The sequence below is a fragment of the Streptomyces sp. NRRL S-337 genome (assembly GCF_000720175.1).
GTDB classification, from domain to species: Bacteria; Actinomycetota; Actinomycetes; order Streptomycetales; family Streptomycetaceae; genus Streptomyces; species Streptomyces siderophoricus.
Map to the genome: position 1 here is coordinate 43,485 of NZ_JOIX01000028.1, position 18,515 is coordinate 61,999.

13 protein-coding genes are annotated in these 18,515 nt (G+C 73.9%); 2 read left to right on the forward strand and 11 right to left on the reverse strand.

Annotation, left to right across the window (positions count from 1 at the left end; all coding sequences use genetic code 11):
• Window positions 1-37: 37 nt before the first annotated feature.
• The 7 genes from IG62_RS0120750 to IG62_RS0120780 all read right to left on the reverse strand — a co-directional run bounded on the left by IG62_RS0120750 (window position 38) and on the right by IG62_RS0120780 (window position 7,736).
• A complete protein-coding gene (locus tag IG62_RS0120750) occupies window positions 38-1,276 on the reverse strand; it encodes a glycosyltransferase (RefSeq protein ID WP_030805095.1) in 1,239 nt (412 codons plus the stop codon).
• Window positions 1,273-2,238, reverse strand: a complete 966-nt coding sequence (locus IG62_RS0120755; protein WP_030805098.1) for a glycosyltransferase — start codon at window positions 2,236-2,238, stop codon at window positions 1,273-1,275. Before IG62_RS0120755 ends, IG62_RS0120750 begins: the two co-directional genes overlap by 4 nt.
• Complete coding sequence (locus IG62_RS0120760) at window positions 2,235-3,350, reverse strand: glycosyltransferase family 9 protein (protein ID WP_078872120.1); 1,116 nt, start codon at window positions 3,348-3,350, stop codon at window positions 2,235-2,237. The genes IG62_RS0120755 and IG62_RS0120760 overlap by 4 nt, the downstream gene beginning before the upstream one ends.
• A complete protein-coding gene (locus IG62_RS0120765) occupies window positions 3,347-3,964 on the reverse strand; it encodes a D-glycero-alpha-D-manno-heptose-1,7-bisphosphate 7-phosphatase (protein WP_078872121.1) in 618 nt (205 codons plus the stop codon). The genes IG62_RS0120760 and IG62_RS0120765 overlap by 4 nt, the downstream gene beginning before the upstream one ends.
• Window positions 3,961-5,034: a glycosyltransferase gene (locus IG62_RS0120770; RefSeq protein ID WP_030805107.1), complete on the reverse strand. Its 1,074-nt coding sequence runs from the start codon at window positions 5,032-5,034 to the stop codon at window positions 3,961-3,963. The genes IG62_RS0120765 and IG62_RS0120770 overlap by 4 nt, the downstream gene beginning before the upstream one ends.
• Complete coding sequence (locus IG62_RS0120775) at window positions 5,031-6,710, reverse strand: carbamoyltransferase (protein WP_030805110.1); 1,680 nt, start codon at window positions 6,708-6,710, stop codon at window positions 5,031-5,033. The genes IG62_RS0120770 and IG62_RS0120775 overlap by 4 nt, the downstream gene beginning before the upstream one ends.
• Window positions 6,711-6,773: 63 nt before the next feature.
• Window positions 6,774-7,736 (reverse strand): UDP-glucuronic acid decarboxylase family protein, encoded by a 963-nt coding sequence (locus tag IG62_RS0120780; RefSeq protein WP_030805113.1) that lies wholly within the window; start codon window positions 7,734-7,736, stop codon window positions 6,774-6,776.
• A 219-nt stretch (window positions 7,737-7,955) separates the two neighbouring features.
• Between IG62_RS0120780 and IG62_RS0120785 the strand changes: the two genes are divergently transcribed.
• Both IG62_RS0120785 and IG62_RS0120790 read left to right on the forward strand, forming a co-directional pair.
• The gene (locus IG62_RS0120785; protein ID WP_030805117.1) at window positions 7,956-9,248 is read left to right on the forward strand and encodes an ATP-grasp domain-containing protein; all 1,293 of its coding nucleotides are present in this window, start codon (window positions 7,956-7,958) and stop codon (window positions 9,246-9,248) included.
• A gap of 44 nt (window positions 9,249-9,292) precedes the next feature.
• Window positions 9,293-11,353, forward strand: a complete 2,061-nt coding sequence (locus tag IG62_RS0120790; protein ID WP_030805120.1) for a CocE/NonD family hydrolase — start codon at window positions 9,293-9,295, stop codon at window positions 11,351-11,353.
• 44 nt (window positions 11,354-11,397) lie between these two features.
• Here IG62_RS0120790 and IG62_RS0120795 read toward each other — a convergent pair whose 3' ends face one another.
• The 4 genes from IG62_RS0120795 to IG62_RS0120810 are packed head-to-tail and all read right to left on the reverse strand — an operon-like array spanning window position 11,398 to window position 18,481.
• Entirely contained in the window at window positions 11,398-12,414 is a 1,017-nt protein-coding gene (locus IG62_RS0120795; protein WP_030805123.1) for an SDR family oxidoreductase, read from the reverse strand.
• A 13-nt stretch (window positions 12,415-12,427) separates the two neighbouring features.
• The gene (locus tag IG62_RS0120800) at window positions 12,428-13,558 is read right to left on the reverse strand and encodes an enolase C-terminal domain-like protein (RefSeq protein ID WP_420711088.1); all 1,131 of its coding nucleotides are present in this window, start codon (window positions 13,556-13,558) and stop codon (window positions 12,428-12,430) included.
• On the reverse strand, window positions 13,555-15,369 hold the full coding sequence (locus IG62_RS0120805) for a thiamine pyrophosphate-requiring protein (protein ID WP_030805129.1): 1,815 nt from the start codon (window positions 15,367-15,369) through the stop codon (window positions 13,555-13,557). The genes IG62_RS0120800 and IG62_RS0120805 overlap by 4 nt, the downstream gene beginning before the upstream one ends.
• Window positions 15,350-18,481 carry an FAD-binding and (Fe-S)-binding domain-containing protein gene (locus IG62_RS0120810; protein ID WP_078872122.1) on the reverse strand — a complete coding sequence of 1,044 codons (3,132 nt, stop codon included), beginning with the start codon at window positions 18,479-18,481 and terminating at the stop codon, window positions 15,350-15,352. The genes IG62_RS0120805 and IG62_RS0120810 overlap by 20 nt, the downstream gene beginning before the upstream one ends.
• Window positions 18,482-18,515: the final 34 nt, after the last annotated feature.

Sequence of the window (18,515 nt, forward strand, 5' to 3'; positions counted from 1 at the left end):
GGCGGGAAAGCGTCGTCCCGGGCTGGTTGACGGTTCGTCAGACGGCCTCCGGCACGGTCGGCCGGTGCGCGAGCAGCCCGCGGTAGACGGTCTCGGTGGCCGCCGCGACGGTGTCCCAGCCGTAGCGGGCCAGGACCCGGCGGCGGCCCGCGGCTCCGCAGGCGGCCCGGTGTTCGGGGTCGGCGAGGAGTTCGCCGACGGCCCGGGCGAGTGCGCCCGGGTCGCGGGGCGGGACCAGCCGTCCCGAGACGGTGTCGACGACGGTGTCCAGCTGGCCGCCGACCGCGGTGGCGACCACCGGGGTGCCGCAGGCCATGGCCTCCAGGGGCACGATCCCGAACGGTTCGTAGTCCGCCGGGCACAGCACCACGTCGGCGGCGCGCAGCAGCGGCGGGACGTCCTCGCACGGCACCCCGCCGGTGAAGCGGACCCGGTCGGCCACCCCGGCCGCCCGGGCGAGCGCCCGCAACCGCCGGACCTCGGGATCCTGGTCGAGCTCGGCGGCGGGCGGCCCGCCGGCGATGACGAGGTGGGCGTCGGGCAGCCGGGACAGCGCGGAGACGGACAGCGCGGCTCCCTTGCGGGGCACCAGTCTGCCGAGTTGCAGCAGCAGATGGCGCACCGGGCCGCGGTCGGCGACCGGCCCGTGCGGGCTGAACGCGGTGGCGTCCACCCCGCACGGCACCACGCTGACCTTGCGGGACGGGATGCCCATCCGGGTCAGTTCGGTGACCTCGTCGCGGCAGGTGGCGATCACCTGGTCGCAGCCGTCGCCGACCTCGGCCTCGGAGGGGATGCGGCTGGCCGGGCTGGTGTCGCTGTCCTTCTGATGGCGCCGCTTGACGGTGCCCAGCGCGTGGTACGTGTGGGCCAGCGGCAGGTCCAGCTTCCGGGTGGCCTGCAGGGCGGCGAGTCCGGACATCCAGAAGTGCGAGTGCACCACGTCCGGCGGCCCGAGTGCCCACTCCTCGGTCAGCAGCCGGCCGAACTCCGGGATGAACGGCAGGAGTTCGTCCTTGGGCAGGTGGCACGGCGGGCCCACGGCGATGTGCCGGACGGTCACCCCCGGTCGCAGGCCGACCTGGTCGGGTGTGTCGGGTGCGTCCCGGCGGGTGTACACGGTGACCCGGTGGCCGCGGTCGGCGAGCGCACCGGCCAGCCGCGCCACGTGGACGTTCTGGCCGCCGGCGTCCACACCTCCGAGGACCGCGAGCGGGCTGGCGTGCTCGGAGACCAGCGCGATGGACAGACGGGGGGCGGTGCCGCGGGTGGTCATGCGAGTACCTCCGTGATCAGGCTTTCCCAGTCGTGGAGAAAGCGCTTGAGCCCGTACCGGCCGAGCGCGGCCTGCCGGGCCCGGGCGCCGTCCTCGGCGGCGGCTTCCGGTTCGGCCAGGTAGGTGCGGACGGCGCGGGCGAGGATCTCGGGACGGTTGGAGAGCGTGCCGGCGCCGGGGGGTACCGCCTCGACGGCTTCCGTCGTCGCCAGCGCCACCACCGGCATTCCCAGGTGCATGGCCTCCAGCAGGGACAGTCCGAGCGAGGTCCAGCGCACGGGGTGCAGGTACACCCGCCGCTCGGCCATCGCGGTGTGCAGCTCCGCCTGCCGGAGATCGACCGTGCGGCAGGCGTCCGGGGAGAGGCCGAGGTGGCCGGCGAGTCCCTCGGTGCGCATGCCGAAGACGTCGAGCGGGGCGGCCTCGGCCAGTGCCGGCAGCAGGTCGGTACCGACGGTCCGCCCGCGGCGGAGCGGCTCGTTGACGACGACGGCGGCGCGTGGGAGCCGGCCGGTGTAGCGGTGGCCGGGGTCGACGATGCCGTGCTCGATCACGGCGGTGCGGGTCCGGCCGCCGTCCCAGAACAGCCGGTTGAAGTGGGTGACGTGCACCAGCACCAGGTCGTCGCGGTCGGCGTACGGGTGCCGGGTGTGCGGTACGGCGCCGTCGGGGGCGTTGTGCTCCAGGTAGACGGCGGGGAGGTCACGGCCGGGGCGGCGGCCGCCGAGCCAGGACGCGGCGAGTTCCGCCTCGTGCGGCCGCTGCAGGACGACCAGGTCGACGGGGGTCTCCCGGAGCTGTGCGGGGGTCTTCTCCTGCACCGATCCGGGCCAGGGGAAGGTACGGGCCCGGCCCCGCCCGTCGGGTCCGCGGTCGGGGGTGACCGGCACCAGGTAGGTGTGCGGGCCCTGGACGAACGCGGTGGTCCAGGAGCCGTGCACATGCCACAGCAGGATGTTCATACGGTCGCCCCTCGCTCGTCGTCGGTCGGTGTCCGCGGTGTGCCGGCTCCCGGGGCCCGGCCGTCCGCGCGGCCGGGTGCGGCCGGCAGCGCCGCGCCCCGGCCCCCCGTCACCCGGGCCAGCGCGCCCAGCAGTTCCGCGTCGGTGACCCCGTCGAGGCAGGGGTGTCCGGGCACCGGGCAGCTCCGGGCGCGGCTGTCCGCGCAGGGCGCCTGCTGGTCGCCGAGCAGGACGTGCGGGACGCCGTAGGGGGCCCATCGTTCGGCGGGGACCACCGGCGCGAAGAGGGAGACGACGGCGGTGCCCACCGCGGCGGCCAGGTGCGCCGGGCCGGTGTTGCCGACGACCACGGCCCGGGCCCCGGCGAGGACGCCGGCGAGCTGGTGCAGATCGGTGCGGCCGCCGAGGTCCAGTGCGTGGTCGCCGGCCACGGCGGCGGTCAGCCGGCGTTCGTCGGGCCCGCCGGTGACGACCACGCGGTGGCCGGCCGCCGCCAGTGCGGCCGCGGCGCGGGCGGCCCGGTCGGCGCTCCAGGCCCGGGCGGGCACCGCCGCACCGGGGTGCAGCACCACGTACGGGTCGCGGCCGGTGAGCCGCGTGGTGGCGGGCGGCGGCAGGATCTCCAGGGCTCCCCGGTCGCCGGGCGGCAGGGCGTATCCGGCGGCCTCGGCGAGGTCCAGCGCGGCCTCGGCCTCGTGGCGGTCCGGCGCCCGCCGGTGCCGGAGGTCCAGCAGCGCGCCCGGGTAGTCCGGGCTGTCCGCTGCGGTCCAGATGCCGCCGGCCATCTTGAGCAGCAGCGCGACCGGCAGCGGGCTCTGGTGGTGGGAGACGAGGATCAGGGCCCGGTCGAACCGGCCCGCGGCCAGGGCGTCGACCAGCGCGTCGGTGGTGGCCCGGCTGACCGGCGGGGGCCGCAGGCCGACCCACGGCGCGTCGTGGACCAGCACCTCGTCGACGCCGGGCAGCAGGTGGGCGGCGCGCTCGCCGGTGGGGCCGCAGAGCAGCGCGGTGTGGGACGAGCCGGCCGCCACGGCCCGTACGGCGGGCCCGGCGAGCAGCACGTCGCCGGCGCTGTCCAGCCGGACGACGAGGGTGCGCGGTGCGGTGCTCATCGCACCGGCTCCGCACTGACCGGCCGGCCCAGCAACTGCCGTACGGCGTCCGGGAGATCGGCCGCGCGGCAGGGCGCGGCGGCGATCTCCTCGGGGCGGGTGACGGGGGTGGGCACGAGCACGCCGCGGGCACCCGCGGCGCGGGCCGCGCCCAGGTCGGCGCCGATGTCCCCGACGACGGCGGTGTCCTCGGGCGCGACGCCGAGCCGGCGGCAGGCGGCGAGCACCAGGCCGGGTGCCGGTTTGCGGCAGCCGCAGCCGTCCGCGGGCCCGTGCGGGCACACCGCCCAGACGGCGAACGGCCCCAGCAGTTCTTCCACCCGGCGCTGCACGGCCTCGACCTGGCCCCGGGTGAGCAGGCCGCGGGCCACCCCGGACTGGTTGCTGACCACGCCCACCGGGATGCCGCGGTCGCGCAGCGCGTCCAGTGCGGCCCGGGCCCCGGGCATCGGCGCGACCAGTGCCGGGTCGCCGTTGTAGGGCACGTCGGCGACCAGCGTCCCGTCCCGGTCGAAGAGCACCGCGGCGAGCCGCACCGGTGCGGGCGCGGCGGGGTACGGCCCCGAGGCGTAGAGCCAGGGACCGCCGGTCCGCTCCGGGGCGGCCACGGTCATACCCGTTCCGGGGCCGGCCGGGGCCGGACCTCGGGCGCGGGGTGTGCGCCGCCCCAGGGGTCCACCGGAGCGATGCGGCGGTGGCGGAGCAGGCCGCGCAGCCAGTGCGCAGTGGCGGCGGGCGGGATCAGGACGCTGGTCAGCGCCATGGTCCGGGCCTCCTCCCGGGTACGCGGCCCGGGTGCGATCCTGGCCCAGGCGAACTCGGCGGTCCCGGCGAGCCACAGGGCGGCCAGCGCCGCCGCGCCGCCCCGTTTGCCGGCCGCGCCGCACAGCAGCGCGCCGGCGGCCGCCGCGGTCACCGCGAGGTGTCCGGGGAGCCGGCCGCGCGGGGCCTGGGCGCGGCGCCACCAGCCCCGGCCGTGCCGGCGGGTCATCAGGACGTCGTCGGCGTTGCCGGCCTGCAGCCGTACCGAGACCCAGCGGTCGGCGGGGCGGACCGGGTGGGTGGTGCGGCGACGGCCCTCGGCCAGCGTCCAGCCGGTCGTCAGCACCCGCAGGGCCAGGTCCGCGTCCTCCCGGAAGGCGCGGCGGAAGCGTTCGTCGAAGCCCCCGACGCATTCCAGGGCGGCCCGGCGGTAGGCCATGTCGGCGGTGATCCAGCGGGAGGTGGCCAGTCCCGCGGTGTTGCGTTCCCAGTCGGTGGGTTCGCGCCCGGACGGCAGCGGCACGTCGATCCGGGCCGAGACGCCGGCGGTGCGCGGGGTGGCGGCGGCGAGGTCGGCGACCAGTTCCCTCGCCCAGGCGGGTCCGGGGAGCACGTCGTCGTCGAGGAAGACGATCCAGGGGGTGCCGCCGGCCGCCCGCCAGCCGGTGTTGCGGGCGGCGGCCGGGCCGCGGGCGCAGCCGGGCACGGTCACGGTGCGGTCGCGCAGCGTCCGGGGGATGTCGGCGGGCAGCGGTGTGCAGTCGTCGAGGGGGCGGTCGTCGACGAGGATCACCCGGCGCGGCGGGGGGCCTTCGGCGGCGGCGAGCGCGGCCAGGCAGGCGGTCAGGCTGGGCCGGCCGAGCGTGGGGATCACGACGGTGTAGTCGGTGGACCGGTCGCCCGGGGCGGACGGGGCGGTCATCGGGGGTCCTCCGCTTGGTGCGGGGCGCGCTGCCCGGCGGCGAAGAAGTTCCGGCGGCGGACCGCGAACGGGCCGATGGCCAGCAGGTCGACGGGGGTGGAGCCGAAGCACTCCAGGGCGTCGCGGGGGTCGTCGACCATGGGCCGGCCGGCCGTGTTGAGGCTGGTGTTGACCACGACGGGCAGGCCGGTGAGCCGTTCGAACTCGGTCAGCATCCGGGCCACGAGCGGTTCGGCGGCCGGGTCGACGGTCTGGATCCGGGCGGTGCCGTCCACGTGGACCACGGCGGGGATGCGGTCCCGCCACTCGGGGGCCACGTCGTGGACGAACAGCATGTAGGGGCTGGGGAGTGGGCCGTCGAAGATGTCCGCCGCGCGGTCGGCGAGCACCATGGGGGCGACCGGCCGGAACTGCTCGCGGCCCTTGACGTCGTTGAGCCGCTCCAGGTTGGCCAAGTGGCCGGGGTGGGCCAGCAGGGAACGGTGGCCGAGGGCCCGCGGTCCGTATTCGGCGCGGCCCTGGAACCACGCGACGATCGCGTTGTCCGCGAGGGCCTCGGCGACGGTCCGGGCGATGTCGTCGGGTCGGTCGTAGGGGACGGCGGCGGTCCGGAGCCAGGTTTCGAGTTCGGCGTCGGTCCAGTCGCGGCCGAGGGCGGCGCCGGGCATGGGCAGCGGTTCCTCGCCCGCGTCGGCGCCGATCAGCAGGGCGGAGCCGAGCGCGGTGCCCGCGTCGCCGGCCGCCGGCTGGACCCACACCCGGCCGAACGGGCCTTCGCGGGCGATCCGCGCATTGGCGACGCAGTTGAGGGCGACGCCGCCGGCGAGGGTCAGCACGTCGTCGTGGGTGCGGCCGTGCAGCCAGCGGACCAGGTCCAGGAGGGTCTCCTCCAGGCAGGCCTGGGCGCTGGCGGCGAGGTCGGCGTGGTCCTGCTGCCAGGGCTCGTCCGGGCGGCGCGGGGCGCACAGTTCATGCCAGGGCACGCCGGTGGCGTGGAAGCCGCCGTCCCCGGTCGGGTGGATGTGGCGGCGGAGTTCGGCCAGCATCCGGGGCCGGCCGTACGAGGCGAGGGCCATGACCTTGAACTCGTCGGAGGAGCGCAGGAATCCGAGGTGCTCGGTCAGTTCCTCGTAGACCAGGCCGAGCGAATGCGGCAGTTCCTGGCCGTACAGCGGCTCCAGTTTGCCCTGGACGCGGTGGGCGGCCAGGTGGGAGGTGGCCTCGCCGCGGCCGTCGAGGACGAGGACGGAGCAGGTGTCGGCGTCCGGTGCGGCGAAGGCGCCGGACGCGGCGTGCGCCATGTGGTGCGGCACGAACCGCACCGCGTCCGGGTCGAGCCCGGGCAGCGCCTGGGCGAGGAAACCGGGCGCCTCGCGGGCGTAGGTCAGGCGCAGGTGGTCCCAGGGGTCGTGCAGGCCCATCTGCGCGGCGGGCCGGGCAAGTCGGGGGTCGAAGGAGTAGGCGACCGCGTCGATGTCCTGGGGACGCAGGCCGGCGTAGTCGAGACACCAGCGGGCGGCCTGCTCGGGCAGTTCCCAGGCGGAGAACGGCACCGGCCGTTTGCCGTGCTTGCGCCGGGAGAACCTCTCCTCCTCCGCCGCGGCCACCGTGGTGCCGTCGATGACGAGTGCGGCGGCGGGGTCGTGGAAGAGTGCGTTGATTCCAAGGATGCGCATCACGGTTCGCGGGCCTTTCCTTCGTCCGGGGGCGGCGGTGGGGTCTCCGGGGCTCCGGCGGGATCAGGGCGCCTGCCGCTCCCGGAACCACGCGATGGTGCGGGCCAGGCCGTCCCGTGGCGGCACCCGGGGTTCCCACTGGAGCTTGCCGCGGGCCATGGTGATGTCCGGGCAGCGCACCGCCGGGTCGTCGGTCGGCCGGTCGATGAACCGGACGGAGGACCTCGAATCGGTCAACTCGATGATGAGCCGGGCGAGTTCGAGCATGCTGATCTCGGCCGGGTTGCCCAGGTTCACCGGTCCGCGCAGATCGGAGCCGGCGGCGGCGAGGATGCCGCGCACGGTGTCGTCGACGTAGCACAGCGAGCGGGTCTGGCAGCCGTCGCCGGTGACGGTGAGCGGATCGCCGGCCAGTGCCTGGCGGATGAAGGTGGGCACCGCCCGTCCGTCGTGGCCGCGCATGCGGGGTCCGTAGGTGTTGAAGAGCCGGACGATGCCGGTGTCGGTGCCGTGCGTCCCGGCCTCCGCGGTGGTGAGGGCCTCACCGAAGCGCTTGGCCTCGTCGTAGACGCTGCGGGGGCCGACGGGGTTGACGTTCCCCCAGTAGTCCTCGCTCTGCGGGTGCTGCTGCGGGTCGCCGTAGACCTCGGAGGTGGACGCCAGCAGGAAGCGGGCGCCGCTCGCCCGGGCCAGGGCGAGCATGTTGCGGGTGCCCAGGCTGCCGGTCTCCAGGGTGTGCAGCGGGAGTTTGAGGTAGTCGGCGGGCGACGCCGGGGACGCGAAGTGCAGCACCAGATCGGGCTCCGCGTCGAGAGGGACCGGCTCGGTGACATTCGCCTCGACGACCGTGAAATCGGGGTGGTCACGCAGCGCGGATATGTTCTCCGGCCGTCCGGTGCTGAAATCGTCGATGCATATGACGGCGGTTCCCCGCGCCACCAATTCGGTGCAGAGGTGGGACCCGACGAAACCCGCGCCACCGGTCACCACCGCGCGCTGCCATTTCCGCGAAAGTGCCGTGTCCATGGGGCTCCTTAGGCTTGGACCGAAGTCGTCGGGCTCCTCGATCAGCGTCCTGGGAGGGGCTCGCGGCGGCGAGCCGGACTCCGCCGGTCGGGTTAATCCCCCACCGCTGCGCCGGGCCCCCGCGGCGCAGCGGGTACAACAGGCGGAACGCCGTGTCTTCCGGCCGGCTGGGGGTACACGGGACAGCCCGACCACCGGCCCGAGGAGTAAGGCGGCGTGATGCGGAACATCTTCGTGATCGGCCTCGACGACGGTAATCTCCCGCTTCTGCGCAAGCTGCCCGGAGCCCGCGACTACCGGTTCCACCGGCTGCTGACCCTGGAAGAACTCCAGGTCGGCGAGGTGTCCGTACCCGAGCTGCTGGAAAAGGCGCAGCGGCAGCTGGATTCCTTCGACGGCCGCATCGACGCCATCGTGGGCTTCTGGGATTTCCCGGTGAGCACTTTCGTCCCGATCCTCGGGGAGCGTTACGGCACCCGCTGCACGAGCCTTGAATCGATCGTCAAGTGTGAGCACAAGTACTGGTGCCGGCTGGAACAGCAGCGGGCCATCGACGCACATCCGCGCTTCGGCCGGGTGGACCTGGCCGCGGACGATCCGCTGCCGCCGGACGGCGTCCGGTTCCCGATGTGGCTCAAGCCCGCGCTCGCGTATTCCTCGGAGCTGGCTTTCGGGGTGGGCGATCAGGAGGAATTCCGTGCCGCGGTGGACGAGATCCGCGCCGGAATCGGGCGGGTGGGCCGGCCGTTCGCCGACATCCTCGACCGGGTGTCGCTGCCGCCGGAAATGGCGGAGGTCGGGGCCGAGGTGTGTCTGGCCGAGGAACGGCTCTCCGGACTCCAGGTCGCGGTCGAGGGCTATGTCCACGAAGGCGAGGTCACCGTTTACGGCGTGCTGGATTCCATCAATTACCCCGACAAGCCGTCCTTCCTGCGCCACCAGTACCCCTCCACGCTCCCCGAGCCCGTCATCCGGCGGCTGCACGACGTCTCGGAGCGCCTCATCCGGCAGATCGGCATGGACGCCGCCACCTTCAGCATCGAGTACTTCTACGACCCGCAGACCGGGGACATCAACGTGCTGGAGGTCAACCCGCGGCACTCCCAGTCGCACGCCGAGCTCTTCGAGGACGTCGACGGGGTGCCCAACCACCACTGCATGGTGAGCCTCGCCCTCGGCCGGGACCCCGCCCTGCCCAAGGGCGCCGGCCGCTACCGCACGGCCGCCAAGTGGTACTACCGCACGTTCACCGACGCCATCGTCCGCCAGGTGCCCACCGCGGAGGACCTCGCCCGCATCGAACGGGAGATCCCCGGCGTGCGGATCGAGCTGCGGCCCACGGAGGGGCAGCGGCTGTCGGACCTGGCGGAGCAGGACAGCTACAGCTTCGAGGTGGCCCACATCTTCACCGGAGGGGACAGTGAGGAGGAGCTGTGCACCAAGTACGACCGCTGTGTGGCCGCCCTGGACCTCGTCTTCGACCCGCCCCCGCCCGGCGAGCGGGACAACTAGCCCGTCCGCCTGCCCGGCCGCCGCGAAAGGAGAGCCCCGGCCGTATGCGTTTCGTCAGCGAACTGCCCTGTGCGACGACCGAGGAGGAGCACGTCGAGGTGCCGGTGTCCGACGGCACCCGGCTGTCGGCGCGTATCTGGCGCCCGGTCTCCTCCGACCGGGAGCCGGTGCCGGCGGTGCTGGAGTACATCCCGTACCGCAAGCGCGATCTGAGCTCCGTGCGGGACTCGATGCACCACCCCTACCTCGCCGGGCACGGCTACGCCTGCGTCCGGGTGGACCTGCGGGGCACCGGCGAGTCGGAGGGGGTGCTGACCGACGAGTACCTGGAGCGGGAACAGACCGACGCCGAGGACGTGCTGGCCTGGCTCGCCGCACAGCCGTGGTGCGACGGAACCACCGGCATGATGGGCATCTCCTGGGGCGCGTTCGCCGCCCTGCAGGTCGCCGCCCGGCAGCCGCCGAGCCTGCGCGCCCTGGTCATCGCCTCCTTCACGGACGACCGGTACGCCGACGACATGCACTACATGGGCGGCGCGCTGCTGTCGGACAACCTGGCCGAGGCGGGCACCATGTTCGCCTACGGCACCTGCCCGCCGGACCCCGCGGTGGTCGGCGAGCGCTGGCGGGAGATGTGGCACGAGCGCCTGTCGCACACCCGGCCCTGGGTCCTTCAGTGGCTGCGCCACCAGCGCCGCGACGACTACTGGCGGCACGCGTCGGTCTGCGAGGACTACGCGGCCGTGCGCTGCCCGGTCCTGGCCTCCAGCGGCTGGGCGGACGGCTATTCCAACGCCGTGACCCGGCTGCTGGCCCACCTGGACGTCCCGCGCAAGGGGCTGATCGGCCCCTGGTCGCACAAGTACCCGCACCTGGGTGAGCCCGGCCCGGCCATCGGCTATCTCCAGGAGGTGGTGCGGTGGTGGGACCACTGGCTCAAGGGCGTCGACAACGGGGTGATGGACGGCCCGATGCTGCGCACCTGGATGCAGGACAGCGTGCCGCCCTCGACGTCGTACCAGGAGCGGCCGGGCCGCTGGGTCGGCGAGCCGGACTGGCCGTCGCCGCACGTCCGGCCGGTGTGCCACCCGCTGCGCGGGCACCGCATCGACCCGCCCGAGGAGGCGGCAAAGGAGACGGCGGCAAAGCCCGGTGACCGGGCGAAGGACGATGCCGCGCTGACCGTTCGATCCCCGCTGTCCGTCGGCCAGTTCGCCGGGAAGTGGGCCTCCTACAACGCTCCCCCTGACCTGCCGTACGACCAGCGGGAGGAGGACGGCGGCTCGCTGGTCTTCGAGACCGGGCCACTCACCGAGCGGGTGGAGATCCTCGGCTCCCCCACGGTGGAGCTGGCGTTCTCGGCCGACGAGCCGGTGGCCATGGTGGCCGCCCGGCTCTCCGACGTCAGCCCGGACGGTGCCGCCACCCGGGTCACCTACGGGCTGCTGAACCTGACCCACCGGAACGGGATCGGTACGCCGGAGCCACTGACGCCGGGCGCCCGGTGCCGGGCCACGGTGGAACTCAACGGTGTCGCCCAGGCGTTCCCGCCCGGCCACCGCATCCGGCTGTCGCTGTCCACGTCGTACTGGCCACTGGCCTGGCCACCGCCCCGGCCGGTGCGGCTGACCGTGTACGAGGGCAGCAGCAGCCTGACCCTCCCGGTGCGCCCGGTGCGCGAGCCCGACCTCGTGCCGGCCGACCCCTTCGGGGAGCCCGAGGCCACTCCCCCGCTCGCCACCACGCAGCTGACGGCCCCGGAACAGCGCTGGGAGGTCAAGCGGGACCTGGTCGATTACCGCTCCGAGCTGGAGATCGTCAAGGACCGCGGGACGGTGCGCTACGAGGACATCGGGCTGGACGTCGGGATCCGCGCCCACGAGCGGTACACGGCGGTGGCCGACGACTTCACGTCCGTCCGCGGTGAGGCGGCCTGGACCACGCGCTTCCGGCGCGACGGCTGGGACGTCCGGGTGGAGACCCGCACGGTCCTTCGGTGCAGCGGGACGGAGTTCCTCGTGGACGCCACCCTGGACGGCTTCGAGAACGACCGCCGGGTGTTCTCCCGCACGTGGAACGAGACGCTGCCCCGGGACCTGCTGTAGGGCCTCCTGCGGGAGAGGCTCCCTACCCCACGGCTGCCCCACGGCTACCGCCCGGCGCGGCGTCCCCGGGACCGCAGCAGGGAGAGGGCGCCCAGCGCGGTGGCGGTGACCGCGCCCGCGGTCAGGGCGGGGTGCCGGGCGAGTGCCGCCTGGGCGGAGTGCGCCTTGGCCTGCGGGTCGAAGACGCCGTGGGCACCGTAGTCGTGGCCCGGGGTGTCGTCGGCCGGCTGCCACAGGTTCACGTCCCGGGCGGCGGACGGGGTCCGGTCGGTCTGCTGGGAGTCGAAGCCGGTGCGGGCGAGGTAGCGGTCGAGGAGGCCGGGGGCGAATTTCTCGGCCCAGATCGTCGCCGCGGTGGACGCGCCGACGTAGTACTGCTTGCGGCGCGGGTGGTTCGCGGCGTGCACGACGGCGCGGGCGGCGACCTCGGGCTGGTAGATGGGCGGCACCGGGGAGGGGTGCCGGGGCAGCCGGGAGAGCACCCAGGAGAACTGCGGGGTGTTGACCGCGGGCATCTGGACCACGGTGATCCGGACCTTGCTGCCCCGGTGGAGCAGCTCGGTGCGCACGGCGGAGGTGAAGCCGTTGATGGCGTGCTTGGCACCGCAGTACGCGGACTGCAGCGGTACGGACCGGTAGCCGAGCGCCGAGCCGACCTGCACGACCGTGCCGGCGTCGCGGGGGAGCATCCGGCGCAGCGCGGCCCGGGTGCCGTGCACGAAGCCGAGGTAGGTGACCTCGGTGACCCGGCGGTACTCGTCCGGCTCGATCTCGGTGAAGGGCGCGAAGACCGAGGTGAAGGCGTCGTTGACCCAGACGTCGAGCGGGCCGAAGGCGTCCTCGGCGGCCTGCGCGGCGGCCTCCACCTGCTCGTGGTCGGCGACGTCGGTGGGCAGTACCAGCGCCCGGCCGCCGGCCCGTTCGACCTCCGCCGCGGCCGCTTCGAGACCGGCCCGGCCGCGGGCCACCAGCGCCACGTTGGCGCCCCGGTCGCCGAAGCGCCGGGCGGTGGCGCGGCCGATCCCGGCGCTCGCTCCTGTGATGACGACGGTCTGTGCCATGTCGGTGTCCTCCTCAGCCGGCCCGGTACGGTTCGGCATCCGCGGTGCGCAGGGTCAGCCCGTGTCCCGGGGCTCCGTCGGCGCCTGGTGTCACGCTGCCGCCCGACGGGTCCAGCACGCCGTCGAACAGCAGGTTCTCGATGCGGACGTGGTCGTGGAACCACTCCAGGTGGCGCAGGTTGGGGATCGCCGCGGCCGCGTGTGCGTGGACGTGGGGCGCGCAGTGCCCGGAGAGCGCCAGGCCGCGGGCCTCGGCGAGGGCGGCGGCGCGCAGCCAGACCGTGAGGCCGCCGCAGCGGGTGGCGTCGGCCTGGAGGCAGTCCACCGCGCGGGCGTCCAGCATGTGCGCGAAGTACGGGAGGGTGTAGCCGTATTCGCCGGCGGTGACCTCGGCCGGCACCGCTTCGCGGACCTGTGCCAGGCCCGTCAGGTCGTCGGAGGAGACCGGCTCCTCGAACCAGGTGACGCCGTGCCGGGCGAGGTGGTCGGCGAGCCGGACGGCCTGCTTGACGGTGTAGCCGCCGTTGGCGTCGACGTACAGCTCGGTGGCGGGGCCGATGCTGGTGCGGGCCTGGGTGATGCGTTCCCGGTCGCGGCCCTCGGCCCGGCCCCAGGACTCCCCGATCTTGATCTTGACCCGGGGCAGTCCCTGTTCCTCGACCCAGCCGCGCAGCTGCCGGTCCTGCCGGTCGGCGTCGTAGGTGGTGAATCCCCCGCTGCCGTACACGGGCACCGCCCGGACGGCCGCGCCGAGCAGCCTGACGAGCGGCAGGCCGAGCAACCGGGCCTTGAGGTCCCACAGGGCGATGTCGACGGCGGACAGGGCGCCGGCGATCAGCCCGGGCCGGCCGGCGTTGCGCACCGCCCGGGACATCGCCTCGTTGGCCGCGGGCACGTCCCAGACGGACGCGCCGCGCACCGCGTGGGCCAGTACGTCGCGGACCACGGCGGCGGTCTGGGGCGCGCCGTAGGTGTAGCCCAGGCCGGTGGTGCCGCCGGAGCGTAGCTGCACCACGACCAGGGTGGTCTCGTGCCACTCCAGGGTGCCGTCGGCCTCGGGCGCGTCGGTGGGGACGGTGTAGGCGGCCGCCTCGACCGCGTCGACGACCGGGTCACCGCCCCCGTGGGTCTGATGCACCGTCAGCCCTGGTCCGACCGGCCGTGCCGGTGCTTGCCGCCCGGCAGCATCTCCTGGACCTTCGCCTTGAGGCCCTGCTTGACCATCGCGGTGCGGTCACTGTCGCCCTTGAGGATGGCCGTGGCCGCGGCCTCGATCTGGTCGAGGCTGGCATGCGGCGGGATCGGCGGGACGGCCGGGTCGGTGCGGAAGTCGATGACGAACGGCCGGTCGGCGGCGAGCGCCTTGCGCCAGGCGTCCTCCACCTCGCCGGGCTTCTCCACCCGGACGCCGTCCAGGCCGATGGAGCGGGCGAAGTCGGCGTAGCGCACGTCCGGGAGCGCCTGTGAGGGCAGGAACTGCGGGGCGCCGGACATGGCGCGCATCTCCCAGGTCACCTGGTTGAGGTCCTGGTTGTTGAGCACGGCGACGATCAGCCGCGGGTCCTGCCACTCGGACCAGTACTTGCCGGCGGTGATCAGCTCGGCCATGCCGTTCATCTGCATCGCGCCGTCCCCGACGAGGGCGATCGCCGGCCGGTCGGGGTGGGCGAACTTCGCACCGATGACGTACGGCACGCCGGGGCCCATGGTCGCCAGCGTCCCGGAGAGCGAACCCCGCATCGTGCCGCGCATCCGCAGGTGGCGGGCGTACCAGTTGGCGGACGAGCCGGAGTCCGCGGCGAGGATGACGTCGTCGGGCAGCAGCGCGTCGAGGGCGTGGACGACGTACTCGGGGTTGACCGGGTCGGCCTCGACGGCGGCCCGCCGCTCCATCACCTCCCACCAGCGGGCGGTGTCCTTCTCGATCTTCTTCCGCCAGGTGCCGTGCTTCTTCGTCCTGAGCTGCGGCAGCAGCCGCTGCAGGGTCGCCTTGGCGTCGCCGACGAGGTTGACCTCGAAGGGGTAGCGCATCCCGACCATGTGCGGGTCGATGTCGATCTGCACCGCCCGGGCCTGGTCCAGCTCCGGCATGAACTGGGTGTAGGGGAAGCTGGACCCCACCACGAGCAGGGTGTCGCAGTCCCGCATCAGCTCGTACGACGGGCGGGTGCCCAGCAGCCCGATGGCCCCGGTGACGTACGGCAGGTCGTCGGGCAGCGCGTCCTTGCCTAGCAGCGCCTTGGCCACCCCGGCACCGAGGACGTCGGCGAGCTGCTCCACCTCGGCGCGGGCCCCGCGGGCGCCCTGCCCGATCAGTACGGCGACCTTCTCCCCGGCGTTGAGGACCTCCGCGGCGCGGGCGAGGTCGTCGTCGGTCGGCACCGGCGCGTAGGAGGCGAGGCCGAGGCTGGAGGGGACCATCTTGAAGGCGTGGGTGGGCGGCGAGTAGTCCAGTTCCTGCACGTCGGCGGGGACGATCACCGCGGTCACGGTCCGCCGGCCGTAGGCGGTGCGGATGGCCCGGTCGATCGCGTTGGGCAGCTGCTCGGGGACGGTCACCATCTCGAGGAAGTCGGAGGCGACGTCCTTGTAGAGGCTGACCAGATCGACTTCCTGCTGGTAGGAGCCGCCCATGGCGCTGCGGTTGGTCTGCCCGACGATCGCCACCACGGGCACGTGGTCGAGCTTGGCGTCGTAGAGGCCGTTGAGCAGGTGGATGGCGCCGGGCCCGGAGGTCGCCGCGCAGACGCCGACCCGGCCGGAGAACTTGGCGTAGCCGACGGCCTGGAAGGCGGCCATCTCCTCGTGCCGCGCCTGGATGAACTGCGGTTTGTTGTCGGCGCGTTCCCAGGCGGCGAGCAGCCCGTTGATGCCGTCGCCGGCGTAGGCGAAGACGTGCTCGACGTCCCACTCACGCAGCCGGGCAAGGATGTGGTCAGAGACCTTGGTCGACACGGACGTTCCTCTTTTCTCGTCGGTTGAGTGCGGCGGCCACCCCGGCGGCCAGCGCCCCGAGGCCGGTCAGGGCGGCGCCGGCGGTGACCAGCCGGGCGTCCCGGGCGGGGACCCGCGGCCGGTCGGCGCCCTGCTCGGGACGGCCGGCGGGCAGCGGACCGTCGAGGCCGAGCGCCAGCGCCTCGGCCAGATGGAGTGCGCCCCGGCCGGTGTCGCCGTCGGCGATCTGGGTACGGCAGCTGAAGCCGTCGGCGAGCACCAGGGCGGCGGGGTCGGCGGCGCGGACGGCCGGCAGCAGGCCCTGTTCGGCGATGGTCATGGAGACCTGGTGGTGGCCGCGTTCGAAGCCGAAGTTCCCGGCCAGCCCGCAGCAGCCGACGTCCAGGACGTCCGCGTCCAGCCCGGCCCGGCGCATCAGCTCACGGTCGGCGTCGTCCTTGAACACCGCGTGCTGGTGGCAGTGGGTCTGCACGGTCGCCGGCCGGTCGAGCCGGGGCGGCCGCCAGTCCCCGGGGGCGTGGTGGACGAGCTGTTCGGCGAACGTCCGGAACTGCCCGGCCAGCCGCGCCACGTCCTTGTCGTCGGGGAACAGCTCGGGGGCGTCGGCGCGGAACACCGCGGTGCACGACGGCTCCAGCCCGATGACCGGCGTCCCGGCCTCGATCCACGGCCGGAGCTCACGGACGGTGCGGCGCAGCACCCGCTTGGCGGTCGTCAGCTGCCCGGTCGAGATCCAGGTCAGCCCGCAGCACACGGGCCCCGGTGGTACCGCGACCCGGAAGCCGGCGTCCTCCAGGACCCGCACCGCCGCCCTGGCGACGTTCGGGTGGAGGTGGTTGCTGAAGGTGTCCGGCCAGAGCAGCACCGTCCGGGCGTCCCCGGGGTCCGGCTGCGGGCGGCCGGACGCGGTCCACCATTCGGTGAACGACTCCGCGGCGAAGGCCGGTGCGGTCCGCTCGGTGGCCACCCCGGCGGCGCGTTTGCCCAGCCGGGCCAGTACGGGTGCCCGCAGCGCCGCGTTGACCAGCCGTGGCGCGCCGCGCGCCAGCTTGGCCCACAGCGGCAGCCAGCCCAGGGCGTAGTGGGCGGCCGGGCGCAGCCGGCCGGCGTAGTGGTGGGCGAGGAACTCCGCCTTGTAGGTGGCCATGTCGACGCCGGTGGGGCAGTCGGACTTGCAGCCCTTGCAGGCCAGGCACAGGTCGAGCGCGTCGCGGACCTCGGTGGACCGCCAGCCGTCGGTGATCGCCGAGTCGGCGTGCCCGTTCAGCATCTCGAACAGCAGCCGGGCCCGTCCGCGGGTGGAGTGCTCCTCCTCGCCGGTGGCCCGGTACGAGGGGCACATCACCCCGCCGGTGGGGGTGCGGCAGTTGCCGATGCCGACGCAGCGCATCACCGCCCGGGTGAAGGAGTGCTCGTCGTCCGGGTAACCGAAGTGGGTGCGGTGGGTCTCGGGCCGCCAGGCCGGGCCGAGCCGGAGGTGGTCGTCGGTCCGGTGGGGACGCACGACCTTGCCGGGGTTCATCCGGTCGTCCGGGTCGAAGAGCGCCTTCAGCTCGCCGAAGGCCCCGGTGAGCCGTTCCCCGAACATCTTCGGGAGCAGTTCGCCGCGCGCCTGCCCGTCGCCGTGCTCGCCGGAGAGCGACCCGCCGTACGAGACGACGAGGTCGGCCGCGCGGTGCAGGAAGGCGCGGAAGTCCGCCACTCCCTGAGCGGTCTTGAGCTCGAAGGGGATGCGGGTGTGCACGCACCCCTGGCCGAAGTGGCCGTACAGCGACGGGTGGTCGTAGTCGAACTCGGCGAACAGTGCCTTCAGATCGCGCAGGTAGTCACCGAGCTTCTCCGGCGGGACCGCGGAGTCCTCCCAGCCCTCCCAGGTCTCCCGGTCGTCCGGCGGCCGCGCGGTCACGCCGAGGCCGGCCTCGCGCGCCTTGAGCATCCGCTGCTCGCGCGCGGGGTCGTCGGAGAACGCCACGGTCGGATCGCTCTCCTTGCGGTCCAGCGCCCGGAGCAGGTCGTGGCACTGGGCGTCGACGTCCTCCTTGGTGTCGCCGGTGAACTGCACCAGCAGCCAGCTGTCGCCCTCCGGGAAGATCTCCAGGGAGTCGAGGTAGGCGTGCTCCTCGCGCATCAGCTGCGCCATCCGGCCGTCCAGGGCCTCCAGTTGGGTGGGGTTGCCGTGCGCCAGCAGCCGGGGCACGTCGTCGGCGGCCGCGCAGATGTCGGGATAGCCGAGCACCACCATGGCCTCGCAGGGCGGCACCGGAACCAGGTCCAGCTCGGCGTGCAGGACGGTGACCAGGGTGCCCTCGCTGCCCACCAGCGCCCGGGCGACGTCGAAGCCCTTCTCCGGCAGCAGCGAGTCCAGGTTGTATCCCGACACCCGCCGCGGAATGTCGGGAAATCCCCGCCGGATGTCGCCCAGATACCGGTCCGCGAGTTCCCGCAGGCCCCGGTAGATTTCCGCCCGCCGGCCGCCTTCCGCCTGGATCTCCGCGTATTCCTCCGGCGAGGTGGGCCCCACCCACATCCGGACGCCGTCATAGGTGAGGATCTCCAGCCGCCGCACATTGTCGACGGTCTTTCCGTACGCCTGGGCCGAGGCGCCACAGGAATTGTTGCCGACCATTCCGCCCAGCGAGCAGTGGCTGTGCGTAGAGGGTTTCGGGCCGAACTGCAGTTTCTCCCCGGCCAGTTGCCGGTTGAGTGCGTCGAGCACGATGCCCGGTTCGACCACGCACCGGCGCCGTTCGGCGTCCACCGACACCAGGCGGTCGCCGTATTTCGTCCAGTCGATGACCACGGCGGTGTTCGTGCACTGCCCGCCGAGGCTGGTCCCGCCGCCCCGGGAGAGCACCGGCGCACCGAATTCGGCGCACACCCCGACCGCGGCCGCACCGGCGTCGACGGTCCGCGGAACGACCACGCCGATCGGCACCTGCCGGTAGTTGGAACCGTCCGTGGCATAGGCGCCGCGGCTGCCCGCGTCGAAGCGCACCTCACCGTCCACCCGCTCGCGCAGCGCCTTCTCCAGCGCACCGGTGCGCGCGGCGGGGAAGGTCTCCGGCGAGCCGTTCCGCCGCTGGTCCGGCGTCGTCTCCTGTCGGTGGTCCATACACACCTTCTGCCGTTTCTGCGCTACGAAAGGC